The organism is Paenisporosarcina antarctica, assembly GCF_004367585.1.
GTDB classification, from domain to species: Bacteria; Bacillota; Bacilli; order Bacillales_A; family Planococcaceae; genus Paenisporosarcina; species Paenisporosarcina antarctica.
The window spans coordinates 3028404-3040029 of the sequence record NZ_CP038015.1 but is presented as its reverse complement, the minus strand read 5'-3'; the positions used below and the strand labels follow the sequence as shown (position 1 = coordinate 3040029).

Here is an 11626-nt window from a genome sequence, read left to right as displayed (position 1 = left end):
GAAAACTTGGAACTTCCTATGCTATAAATCGTATTATTAGTTGACGTGTAAATTTTAGGAGGAAAACAAATGTTTAAGAAGTTAGCAGCTGAAGTATTTGGTTTATCAGAAATTGGTATTGTTGTACCAAAAGCGGATTTTGATAAAACAGAGTCCGACGATTTTGTCATGCATGAATCGGGGGAAGAAATTTTCTTCTTAATTAAAACTAAAGCTGATGAATATTGCTTCACGAATAAGGCTTTAATCCATGTAGATGGAGCAAATGCGATTAGCAAGAAACGCACACTTAAACGCTATGAATATGCGTATTCACCCATTACAAATGTTGAGCTAGAGACAGCTGGAACAATCGACTTAGATGTGGAAATTAAATTTACAATTGGCAATATACCACTATCTGTAGATATTCACAAACGATTTTTAACTGAAATTAAAGATTTGTATAAAGTGCTATTTGCGATATCTCTTGAAGTAAAAGACAATGAGAAAAAATACACTATTGCAGAGAATAGCTTGTCATACGCTTCTCAATCAATGGGCCATCTAGGTAACGACGAAGTTACCCCCGCTAAATCATTTGAAGAAATTACACGTTTCGCAAATAATTGGATGAACGAAAGTCGATTGAAATATGCAAAAAAAGATTTCAAAGACGTATTTGAGCTCTATATTAATCAATAATTAACTTAAAAATCATACTAACCGTCCTACTTTTTACAGAGTGGGGCGGCTTTTTTATGAAATTAGTTAGATTATATGGCTGTAGATGACGGTTTGTTGCTCCAGGTTGACGTTAGGACGTGCCAGGTAGACAGATTGACCTTCCAGGTTGTCGGAATAGTCCTACTGGTTGTACAAAAATCGAAATGTCGAATATGTTTAGTAAATAAAGCATCTCTATCTATTTAGTACTTTATTTAAATGATGTCTTTTTACTGAGAAAATTCACGCAATAAAAAAGGAAATCAGTTAACTGTAACGAATTGATTCTTATAGAAAGAGTGGAGGAATAAACATGTGTGGACGCTTTAGTTTGTTTGCTAATTTTCAGGAAATTGAAGAACGGTTTGGTCAAGCCTCGTTCGATGCTGATGATTATGAAGAAAGCTATAATATTGCCCCTTCTCAAATGGTCCTTTCAGTGATCAATGATGGATCGAAAAACCGTCTAGGCTTTTTAAAATGGGGCCTTATTCCACCGTGGGCAAAAGACGAGAAAATTGGCTATAAAATGATTAATGCAAGATCAGAAACTGTGCATGAAAAACCCAGTTTTCGAAACGCGTTAAAGAACAAAAGATGCCTTATTGTTGCCGATTCGTTTTATGAGTGGAAACGAACAGATGAACGAAAAGTTCCAATGCGAATTAAAATGAAAAATAATGAGCTTTTTGCGATGGCTGGGTTATGGGAATCTTGGAAGACTCCTAATGGCAAGCTCGTTCACACATGTACTATTTTAACAACTGAGCCTAATGATTTGATGTCAACCATTCATGACCGGATGCCCGTCATTCTTAAACAACAAGATGAGTACAATTGGTTAAATCCTACAGTAAAAAATGGAGATGACTTAAAGCGCTTTATGGTACCTTTAGAAGACGGGTTACTTGAAGCATACGAAGTGTCTGACAAAGTAAATTCACCAAAAAATAACGATCCTGAGTTAATTGTAAGAGTCGCGGAATAGACGGAAGAGGGTAAAAATGTGCAGGTTTTACGTGTAAACAATGTGAGCAAATCTTACGGCAAGCAACAAATTCTTACGAACATACACTTTACTGCAGACCAAGGTCAAATTGTTGGTCTCATAGGTCCTTCTGGATCTGGAAAAACAACGCTTATTAAACTCATAATGGGCATGGATGTACCTTCTTCAGGAGCAATTGAAATGTTACATCAAAAAGTACCAAATCTTAGATTGCTCCAACAAATTGGTTATATGGCACAATCGGATGCATTGTATGAAGACTTAACTGGTTATGAAAACTTATCTTTTTTTGCTTCTATGTTTTTGATGAAGAAAGCTGAGCGTAATGAGCGAATAGCGTATGTTACCCAAATTGTTCAATTGGAAAATGAATTGAAGAAGAAAGTTGGTAAGTATTCAGGAGGTATGAAACGCCGGTTATCTTTAGCGATAGCACTTATTCAAAATCCGCAAATATTAATACTCGACGAGCCGACTGTAGGGATTGACCCGGAGTTACGAAGATCCATATGGCAAGAACTTATCAGATTGAAAAATGAAGAACAAAAAACAATTGTTATGACTACACATGTTATGGACGAAGCTGAAAAATGTGATGTCCTTGCTATGATTAGAGAAGGACGTGTCATTACAAAGGGTTCACCACAAGCATTAAAAGACCAGTATCAAGTAATTAATTTGGAAGATGTCTTTTTACAAGCGGGAGGGCAAGCAAATGCGAATCACAGCTCTCGTTAAACGGATTGTCTTGCAACTTGTGCGAGATAAGCGAACGCTTGCATTACTATTTGTGGCACCATTACTTATTTTAACGCTTATGTATTTTTTATTTACCAGCAATGAAGTACCTTCAGTATTGGGGGTAAAAAATGTATCTGATGAGTTGGTTGCACAATTAGAGAAGGTTGGCATTGACGTCGTTTCTATTAAAGTAAAAGGTGATATAGAAACTGTCATTATTGAAGATGAATTAGATGGTTATCTCTTATTTGATGCAGGAAAAGTAACGTTAACACTTGAAAATACGGATCCATCTCGTTCTAAAATGTTACTAGCCAAAATTCAACAAGCAATGGGTAGTTCATCATCCGAAATGGCTAAGACTGGAATGGACACGAGCTATATATATGGCAGTGACGATACAACTTTCTTTGATGTGTTAAGCCCGATATTAGTTGGTTTTTTTGTATTTTTCTTTGTCTTTTTAATTTCAGGAATTGGCTTGCTACGTGAGCGGATGACAGGAACACTCGAACGGTTATTGTCAACACCCATCAAAAGGTGGGAGATTGTCCTTGGTTATTTAATCGGTTATGGGTTATTCGCTATCATTCAAACCATCATAGTTGTTGTCTACGCTGTTAATGTGTTAGATATGATCTTAGTTGGTTCCATTTGGCATGTACTCGTCGTGAATGGGTTAATTGCGCTTGTAGCCCTTAGTTTAGGGATATTACTGTCATCATTTGCGGCATCAGAATTTCAAATGATTCAATTTATCCCTTTAGTGATAGTGCCACAAGTATTTTTCACAGGAATTATTCCGATTGCTGGAATGCCTGAAATATTGCAAGGACTTTCCAAAGTGATGCCAATTTCATATGGAGCAAACGCTTTGAAGAGTATTATGTATAAAGGAACAGGATTAAGTGAAATACTTTCAGACTTACTTATCCTTCTTGGTTTTGCAATTGTCTTTATTGTTCTAAATATTTTAGCTCTTAAAAAGCACCGAAAAGAGTAGGGGTAATTGACATGAATATACTTGAAACAGAACGACTTATTCTTCGGCAAATAAATACAGATGACGCTGAGTTTATGTTGTCACTTTTGAATGAACCGGATTGGATAAAATATATTGGTGATCGAGGAATTCAAACAGTAGAAGCTGCAAAAAAATACATTCAAGATGGACCTATGACCATGTATGAAGAACATGGAATTGGCTTGTACTTAGTTGAACTAAAAGAAAGCGAGACTCCGATTGGAATATGTGGTCTAATCCAGCGTGATTTCTTAAAAGATGTCGATTTAGGTTTTGCGATTGGTTCAAAGTATTGGGGAAGCGGATATGCATTTGAAGCAGCTCAAGCAACATTGACTTATGGAAATGAAGTTTTAGGGTTCCAACGTATCGCAGGATTTACGTCACTTGATAATGAAAAATCCGCGAATTTACTGCTTAAATTGGGAATGATAGAAGAAGGTAATATTAAGTTTGCTTCGACATTAGAAGACGTTAGATTATTTGCTATAAAATATTAAGCTATGTTAAATATTGCTGTGGATATTTCGCGAAACAGCTACCTTTCCTAGGGTAATCAACACATGTGTCTGTTTCTGTTTCTGCAACGCTACGCTAGCTTCGAAACATGAAAGTGCTTTGCATCGCTTTGCTAGCTTCAAATCATGAAAGGGCGTTGCATCGCTACGCTAGATTCGAAACATGAAAGTTCGTTGGAACGGAAATCAACCTTACTAATAAAAAAGGAACTGCCATTAGTCATGTGTTATGACTTTTGGACAGCTCCTTTTTTAAAAGATAAGAAAGTATATAAATTTAGATTGCCATGAACCCAGTATTCCCGGTATTTTAAGGAGTAGGTTCTAGAATGATACCGCTGATTTGCGCTCCAGACGAGGAGGCTTGGCACTCGCCCCGCTCTGCATCGCTACGCTAGCTTCGAAACATGAAAGAGCGTTGAAACGGAAATCAAAGTTGATACTGTATGGAATCTCCTTTTAAATTGTTACTTAAATCATCTGTTCTTTCTTAAATGACAGGGCTTACTTTGCTAGCTTTTCTTATACGCCTGGAACCCAACCTGGATTCTTCAATATTCGCTGCCATAGTGGAGTGGGCATTACTAACTCTTGCTGCTTATCAAGGTCGAGTTTCGTCACAATTTCTTCTTCGCGACCTTGTTCTATTTTCTGTACCCACTCAGGGTCGATTAATAATCCGCGTCCTAGACCGATTAGAGGAATACCTGATGTTAAGGCATTCCCTGCTTCTGCAGCAGTATAAATAGAACCTACGCCGATGACGGGTACACGATCACCAACAGCTTCTTGGATAATTTCAATACGAGAACGTGTGTCTTCTACGCCACGTTTAGGAGTGGACCAGAAATCCATAAGTGAAACATGAAGATAATCTAAGTTTTTATTTGCTAATTCATCAATTAACACTAGTGTATCGGACATCGTAATTCCTGGAGTTTCTGGTTCTTCAGGTGAGAAACGATAGCCGAGAATAAATGATGTTGTTGCGTGCTCTTTTACTATTCGTTGAACTTCATCAACAACCGCAAGCGGGAACGTCAATCGTTTCTCTAATGACCCGCCAAATCGATCCGTGCGTCTATTAGAGTGTGGCGAAAAGAATTGTTGTATTAAATACGTGTTGGCACCATGAATTTCAACACCATCATAGCCGGCTTCAATGGCACGGCGAGTGGTTTGTCCAAAATCAACAATTATGTCTTCAACTTCAGCTTCTGTCAGCTCACGAGGAACTGCCTTACCTTCAGCAGGGTATGCAATAGGACTCGCACTTACAACGTCACCATTTGGGGCAATATCTGCAGGCACTTGTCGACCACCATGGAAGATTTGCAAAATTGCTTTTGAACCTTCATCTTTAATTGCAGTTGCTAGCCGACGTAGACTTGGAATCATCTCGTCTGTATGTCCGGCGAACTCACCAGGAAAACCTTGGCCGTTCGGAGTAACGTATGTACAGGCTGTAATAACCATACTAACGCCTTTCGAGCGGTGGATATAATAATTAACTTCATCATCAGACACCGTGCCATCTGAATTTGAAGAGTAGTTCGTCATAGGGGCCATAATCAAGCGATTCTTAAGTTGTACGCCATTTGGCAATTCAAATGGTTCTAGTAGCGGTTTATATTTTTCGTTTACCATATATGATGACCTCCTGGATTGATTGATTGATTGGTTTCAGAGCGATAAAGTGATATTCGAATTTCGGTATAACTATCCAAGTATCTTCTAATAATTAGAGCTAAATTAATTCTGTAATAAGGTTACTTTATGTCTTGTTGTTGGATATAGTCAAAAATTATGCCTATATAATATGCAAACTAGAAGTATCAGATATAAAGAAGTAGAAAATAATAGAGGTATTAAGACAAAAGGGGCAGAAGGTTAACATAAATACTTAGTATTTAGAAAAAAGGTGTAAAGCAAGCATGCAAATACGAACTGAAACTATAAATGATTATAAGCACGTATTCAATCTAAATTACTTGGCGTTTGAAAAAAGAGATGATGAGGCGAAGTTGGTAGAGCATATTCGATTCTCCAACTGTTTTATACGAGAATTATCGTTAGTGGCTGAAGAGCAAGGAAAAATAGTTGGTCATGTCTTATTTAGTAAAGCTAAGATTATTCGGGAAAACGAGGAGACAGATGTCCTTGTCCTAGCTCCAATAGCTGTGAATCCTACTTTTCAAAAAAGAGGAATTGGCAGCAACTTAATTAGGGCGGGGTTAAGAAGAGCAAAAGATCTAGGTTATGGTCTTGTATTTTTGATCGGGCATCCAAATTATTATCCAAAGTTTGGATTTCAGTCTGCAAGAAATCACGGCATGGAACTAACACAATTTGAAGTGCCTGACGACGTTTTTATGGTTTGTGAACTAAAGGACGGAGAGTTAGCTCGCATTAGTGGAGAATTACACTATCCTGCTTCATTTTTCATCTGAAAAATCAGCTTAAATATAAGGGTATTTTGTATGTGTTCTTTCATAAATCTTTTCTTTAGTAAATTGAAAACACCAAATGGATATTAGTAGCCAAAATCCTCCAGCAAAGTAGCCAGCAAGAACGTCACTAGGATAATGAACACCTAAATAGATACGGCTATAGCCGATTAATAAAATCATTAGGGTACTAAATAGCAAGAGTAGCGTGCGACCCATAGGCTTGTGAATACGGCGCCATAGAAGGAAGGTGAGGATGCCATATACAGTTATGGCATTCGTCGCATGACCACTCGGGAAACTGTATCCACCAATCTCAATAAGACGATGCAAGTCTGGACGAACTCTTTGAAAGATTTCTTTCAAAAATCTAAAGAGGTAGTGGGAACCGATTAAAACTAAAATAAACAATAAAAGTTCTAATCGATGGTGAAGGAAGAAGTAAAGGAAGATTACGCTAACAACGGCGATAAAATTAATTGAAGATCCTGCTCCGATAAAAGAAAAGAATGTCATCGTGACAGTTAAAAATGGAGTTTGTAAGCTTTGAATAAAAGCGATAATCACTTTGTCGAAATGAACAATGTTGTTATCTTTAATTAAAAGTGTCATCGAGCCAAAACCAACTAGTGTGAATAATAGGAGTGAAAATCTTACCTTCGAGTCCATTAATACATCCCCTTTATTCATAAAATCGATGATAGGAATATAAAACTTAATTAGCAGAGGCGGGAATTAACTTGAAAAAATACATTATAATAAGTGGGTTACTACTTTTAGTTGGTTGCTCAAATGGCTTAGATACTTCGCAGTTAAGTGAATCTCAACAAGGGGAAGACGGACTAATTAAGTTTTACAGTGCACCTTCTGTTGAGGTGGCAATTGATGCGTTACCTTATGAAGTCAATCTGCCCGAGCAATTGCCATTTGAAACAGAGGGATTCAAAACTTTAGGAATTACAGATTTCGGTGGTAAAGGTAAAAATCCCGAGGCCCAGTTTATGGCAATAGATGAAAAAGAAAATAACTTAATCCTTTCAACTACGACAGCACATCGAGAATATCCAGATAGTGATCCTGGAGAAATTACATTAGACAATGGCTACCAAGCTTTTTATATGGTACCAAATGGGCTCGATATAATTGTAAAACACATCACGTATTCGTATACATTAATCATGCCACAGTTGGAAGAAAAACAAATAAAAGAAGAATTGATGAAATTAGCTGAGCAAATATCCGATTAATCAAAAAAGATGCATGACCTATGAGTAAAGTGTTTGGCACTCACTCATAGGTCGGCTTAAACTTTAGTTAATTAATCCGCATATAGTCAACGACTTTTTGGTCAATTAGGCCACGTGGCTGGACTCGTTCATCAAAGTTTTCAATCAAGTGGTAAGATTGAATAGCGTCTAATAAGTCATCAAATGCAGTAAGGTCTCTTTGCAAATGTCCATTTTCATATAACAGTCCTTGGAGTTCCTCTGCGAGAGTTCCTTCTATCAAAATGATATCCTCAGGCAAGGTAGGTTCAAAATAAAGTTTTTGTAATTTAAGTAATCGAGCTAACTCCACAACAGGATCTTCATGATCATCTACACGAAGATCAATATAGCGATCATTATACCCACCATAACTACCATTTTCTTTGACAATTAACAAAGCTGCTGATTGTTTCCCTCGACTATCTCCACCTGCAGCATCACCCGCGAGTAAACTTGAGAGTAATCGTTCAGCAAGGGTTCCTTGCGATTGCAAAAAAGTGGCTTCCATAACTTTGACTGTATGATGATCTACTAAGATATTACCTTGTACAGCATAATTTTCTCCTGCCCCGCCACCTGCCCAGTCATAACAATCATTGCCGCTATATGTAACGCTTCGCCCTTGCACATCAACAATTCCCACTTGTCTAGAAGAAGAGTTAGTATCATTACGCACTAACTCATTCAACACTTCTTGAGGACTAAAACCATTTTCTAACATTTCAAGTCCATGTTTTCCGTAGTCTAAATTCGCCCAAGACTGTGTTGCAATTGCGCCAACACCAGCTTTTGCAAAAGGCACAACAGCTCCGACACTTAGAAATTTTGAGGCAACTGCTATACCTAACTCTTTAGTCTGAGGATCGAATCCTACGATTGAATAAGTCATATAAAATATCCCCCTTCTACAAATGGTTTATAGATTTAGTTATCAACTTACGATGCGTGTCTTCATTACAAATTACATATAACACGGCATCCGAAGGAATATCTTCATGCAATCGGCGATTAATATCCATTTGTTGACGATCGGCAATTAGAGTAGCTCCTGAAGCTAATAAATCGTGGAAAGCATCTCCATAAGTTTGCCATTTGGGATCCACTTTAGCCTCGAACAAATCCTCGCCTCTACTCCGACTAATTAATTGAGTAACAATAGTACTCACATTTTGATGCATTGCGGAACGAACAGCAAGTAGAGAGGTAGTTTCTTGAGACAAAATAAATTCATCCACTTTGACATGAGAGAAGTTGGGGATTTGTTTCTTTGTCATAATTTCCACAGTTGTGTGAACGTGAGAAGCTAATCGTTCGACTGTTATGGCAGTCGTCAATGTTTTAGCATCTCTCAATGATGGGACTTGGATCGTATCATCTGCGAAGATAATAACGGATTTAGCTTTTTTAATATTCGCTCGAGTAAAGGTCTCTTCCTCCGAAGCATCCCCTTGTACATAATGCACACGATTAATTGCAACATCTATCGGCGAAGTAGGTAGGGTGTCAATAATGACAACTTCACTAAATGAGTCTGAAGATAATACTTCTTCGACAGCAGTTTCTGTTTTCTTTCCCCAACCAACAATGATGATGTGATTTTCATTTGTATAAGCCAACTTGCCTTCCTCCTTACGTTTTCTAAATATAGAAAACGAATCTACTATTTTCCCAATAACAACACCAAGTAACCCGATTCCTAGCAAATACATAAGGACAGTGAAAAGTCTTCCGGCTCCGGTCACAGGTGAATAATCACCATATCCTACTGTAGAAAAAGTAGTCATGACAAAGTAAAATGAAGTTAGCAAACTTTCAAATGTATCTGGCTCTATTAAGTAAATCGTCACCGTACAAAATACAATAAAGATAAACGCAGCAAATAATAAGGATAAATTTTTCATACGTATTAAACTGAGTCCTATTTTCAAGAAAAAATGCATACACAAAACCCCAATCATTAGATTCACATTTAGTTCAGTTTACCGTTTTTTAGTTCGATGTACTAGTTCGTAAAAAAGTATTAGGTACTTGAGAAAGATTCGTGCGCTTCGTGTAGTTTTGATTAAAATGTTGGACTAATAAAATAAGAATACCAAAAAGTAAGCCTAAAGACTTTCGCGATAGAATAAGATGCATAAAGGCATCTACAATATACTTGGTCATTATTTATTAACTGCCAAATGCATTACACATTTAAATCCTATGATAAGTTGTGTACAAGGGAATGCTTGTAAATAAGCAAAGTCTACCTCAAAATAATAAGTAGCAATAAATCCATATTTTAATCACTCTGATCTCCAATAATATAGGGTAGATTCGAATAAAAATCTCCAAGTGTGCCAACCAATAAAGTAATGATAAGAATATACTAACTAAAGATATTTTGCAGTAGAAAATGTGTTCAAATCCAATAAATTATGATTTTCTAAGGACCTCTGAAGCATATAATAATTTAATGGGATGCTCTTAAAAGAACCAATCTATGTATAAACTTGATACATAATTCTACTTTATCTGAAGACAAAAAATAAATAACTCAAAAAGGAGAATAACTAATGATCCATATTTTAGTTGATGCAGACGGTTGTCCAGTTGTAGATTTGACCATTCAATGTGCAAAACAACATGAACTTCCTGTTACGTTATTTTGCGATACATCCCACAACATGCAACGAGATGGTGCCCAGACTATAATGGTTTCAAAAGGAATGGATGCTGTGGATTTTGTACTCGTGAATCGAGTGAAGTCAGGGGATATTGTCATCACACAAGATTACGGTCTAGCTGCAATGGTATTAGCCAAACGAGGTCTCGTTATGGACCAAAATGGTCGTGAATACACCAATGACAATATAGATCAGCTTTTACATAGTCGTCACATCGCCAAGAAGATCCGTCAAGCAGGTGGGAGAATGAAAGGTCCGAAAAAGAGACAGAAAGAAAATAATGAGAGCTTTGAACGAGCAATTAAAGCGTTAATTCTACAACAAATAAATAAACAAGTAGAGTAAAGATGCCTTACTTAGTAAAGATGTTTTGCTAATTAGAGCCGTAAAATCAGGAGGTATTGTGGTTCGAATTGAAGGAAAGTAATGAATCATTAATATTCTTTTGTACATGCTAAGGAGAGCGGAAATAAATTTTTTCGCATTATTATAATTGAAATTATTTAAACTGCTTTTTTAAAAAATAATTTTATATGAATAAGTAATTTCGAGTTGTTATATGCGAAATGTAGTTAAAATTCCCTGAAAAAAGTATAAAAATAGCGATAAATTGAGATGCATATGTGAAAATAAAAATTTTAGAACTAGAAATTTGATGTTGAAATACCGATATTTCAGAACGTTTAATGTGATAGTAATAATTAAAATCGTTCGTCCATAATGATAAGAAATAATACGAATTACATAATTTGTTTCGAAATACACGTATTGAGAATTGAATCATGAAATAAAAAAGTGAATCGTCGATTTCACAAGAATAGCTCGGTGGATTTCACTCATACTAAATGCGATTTCTTCTTTTCAATCTTGAATAAAGAGGTGAATGGCAATGAGTAAGAAAAAACCGCTCGATGAAAAATCCTCGGAATTGAAACATAACTGGACGAGGCCTAAAAGAGTTAATACACAAGTTAACGGTAATACAGAAGAATCGCAATCGACTCAAATTTTAAAAACCAGCGCCAAGATCCACCGATTCCTGTAAGTTGATTTAGAAGAAAGTAAGGCCCAGAGAAGTTTCTGGGTCTTTAATTTTGTTCGAAATTAGCTGAAGGAATAAATATTTGGCGAAAAGGATAAAACCAATAAGAATGGACATAAGTCATTTCAGTCTTCCTAACACCGGTGACCCAATAGCGTGGACCACTACGCTTTTCGTGATGTCTAGCTGTGTGGTTCAGTCCACAC

Annotated in this window: 13 protein-coding genes; 9 read left to right on the top strand and 4 right to left on the bottom strand. The window is 36.6% G+C overall.

What is annotated here, in order from left to right; genetic code table 11:
* The first annotated feature begins 69 nt into the window (after positions 1–69).
* The 5 genes from E2636_RS14640 to E2636_RS14620 all read left to right on the top strand — a co-directional run bounded on the left by E2636_RS14640 (position 70) and on the right by E2636_RS14620 (position 3979).
* A complete protein-coding gene (locus E2636_RS14640; protein ID WP_134210866.1) occupies positions 70–684 on the top strand; it encodes a PH domain-containing protein in 615 nt (204 codons plus the stop codon).
* Positions 685–1018: 334 nt separating this feature from the next.
* Entirely contained in the window at positions 1019–1693 is a 675-nt protein-coding gene (locus E2636_RS14635) for an SOS response-associated peptidase (protein WP_134210865.1), read from the top strand.
* A gap of 18 nt (positions 1694–1711) precedes the next feature.
* Positions 1712–2452, top strand: coding sequence for an ABC transporter ATP-binding protein (locus E2636_RS14630; protein WP_134210864.1), 741 nt, complete (start codon positions 1712–1714; stop codon positions 2450–2452).
* The gene (locus tag E2636_RS14625; RefSeq protein ID WP_134210863.1) at positions 2430–3458 is read left to right on the top strand and encodes an ABC transporter permease; all 1029 of its coding nucleotides are present in this window, start codon (positions 2430–2432) and stop codon (positions 3456–3458) included. The genes E2636_RS14630 and E2636_RS14625 overlap by 23 nt, the downstream gene beginning before the upstream one ends.
* A gap of 11 nt (positions 3459–3469) precedes the next feature.
* The gene (locus E2636_RS14620) at positions 3470–3979 is read left to right on the top strand and encodes a GNAT family N-acetyltransferase (protein ID WP_134210862.1); all 510 of its coding nucleotides are present in this window, start codon (positions 3470–3472) and stop codon (positions 3977–3979) included.
* Positions 3980–4519: 540 nt separating this feature from the next.
* Here the strand turns inward: E2636_RS14620 and E2636_RS14615 are convergent.
* Complete coding sequence (locus E2636_RS14615; RefSeq protein ID WP_134210861.1) at positions 4520–5644, bottom strand: NADH-dependent flavin oxidoreductase; 1125 nt, start codon at positions 5642–5644, stop codon at positions 4520–4522.
* Positions 5645–5931: 287 nt separating this feature from the next.
* Between E2636_RS14615 and E2636_RS14610 the strand changes: the two genes are divergently transcribed.
* On the top strand, positions 5932–6447 hold the full coding sequence (locus E2636_RS14610) for a GNAT family N-acetyltransferase (protein ID WP_134210860.1): 516 nt from the start codon (positions 5932–5934) through the stop codon (positions 6445–6447).
* Positions 6448–6456: 9 nt separating this feature from the next.
* Here the strand turns inward: E2636_RS14610 and E2636_RS14605 are convergent, their stop codons facing one another.
* On the bottom strand, positions 6457–7113 hold the full coding sequence (locus tag E2636_RS14605) for a phosphatase PAP2 family protein (protein WP_134210859.1): 657 nt from the start codon (positions 7111–7113) through the stop codon (positions 6457–6459).
* Positions 7114–7184: 71 nt separating this feature from the next.
* On the opposite strand from E2636_RS14605, the gene E2636_RS14600 reads away from it, so the two are divergent.
* Positions 7185–7691 carry a hypothetical protein gene (locus E2636_RS14600; RefSeq protein ID WP_134210858.1) on the top strand — a complete coding sequence of 169 codons (507 nt, stop codon included), beginning with the start codon at positions 7185–7187 and terminating at the stop codon, positions 7689–7691.
* A 67-nt stretch (positions 7692–7758) separates the two neighbouring features.
* On the opposite strand, the gene E2636_RS14595 is transcribed toward E2636_RS14600, so the two are convergent.
* Together E2636_RS14595 and E2636_RS14590 are read right to left on the bottom strand one after the other, a co-directional pair.
* Positions 7759–8601, bottom strand: a complete 843-nt coding sequence (locus E2636_RS14595; protein ID WP_134210857.1) for a DUF1028 domain-containing protein — start codon at positions 8599–8601, stop codon at positions 7759–7761.
* Between the two features lie 16 nt (positions 8602–8617).
* A complete protein-coding gene (locus E2636_RS14590; RefSeq protein WP_243840661.1) occupies positions 8618–9613 on the bottom strand; it encodes a potassium channel family protein in 996 nt (331 codons plus the stop codon).
* Between the two features lie 654 nt (positions 9614–10267).
* Between E2636_RS14590 and E2636_RS14585 the strand changes: the two genes are divergently transcribed.
* A complete protein-coding gene (locus tag E2636_RS14585) occupies positions 10268–10723 on the top strand; it encodes a YaiI/YqxD family protein (protein ID WP_134210855.1) in 456 nt (151 codons plus the stop codon).
* 544 nt (positions 10724–11267) lie between these two features.
* Entirely contained in the window at positions 11268–11423 is a 156-nt protein-coding gene (locus E2636_RS14580) for a YpzG family protein (protein WP_134210854.1), read from the top strand.
* The last annotated feature ends 203 nt before the right edge of the window (positions 11424–11626 follow it).

Coding starts and splice junctions, on each gene's coding strand:
- E2636_RS14640 (WP_134210866.1), top strand. CDS start 70: ATGTTTAAGAAGTTAGCAGCTGAAGTATTTGGTTTATCAGAAATTGGT.
- E2636_RS14635 (WP_134210865.1), top strand. CDS start 1,019: ATGTGTGGACGCTTTAGTTTGTTTGCTAATTTTCAGGAAATTGAAGAA.
- E2636_RS14595 (WP_134210857.1), bottom strand. CDS start 8,601: ATGACTTATTCAATCGTAGGATTCGATCCTCAGACTAAAGAGTTAGGT.
- E2636_RS14610 (WP_134210860.1), top strand. CDS start 5,932: ATGCAAATACGAACTGAAACTATAAATGATTATAAGCACGTATTCAAT.
- E2636_RS14590 (WP_243840661.1), bottom strand. CDS start 9,613: ATGAAAAATTTATCCTTATTATTTGCTGCGTTTATCTTTATTGTATTT.
- E2636_RS14615 (WP_134210861.1), bottom strand. CDS start 5,644: ATGGTAAACGAAAAATATAAACCGCTACTAGAACCATTTGAATTGCCA.
- E2636_RS14580 (WP_134210854.1), top strand. CDS start 11,268: ATGAGTAAGAAAAAACCGCTCGATGAAAAATCCTCGGAATTGAAACAT.
- E2636_RS14620 (WP_134210862.1), top strand. CDS start 3,470: ATGAATATACTTGAAACAGAACGACTTATTCTTCGGCAAATAAATACA.
- E2636_RS14585 (WP_134210855.1), top strand. CDS start 10,268: ATGATCCATATTTTAGTTGATGCAGACGGTTGTCCAGTTGTAGATTTG.
- E2636_RS14625 (WP_134210863.1), top strand. CDS start 2,430: ATGCGAATCACAGCTCTCGTTAAACGGATTGTCTTGCAACTTGTGCGA.
- E2636_RS14605 (WP_134210859.1), bottom strand. CDS start 7,113: ATGGACTCGAAGGTAAGATTTTCACTCCTATTATTCACACTAGTTGGT.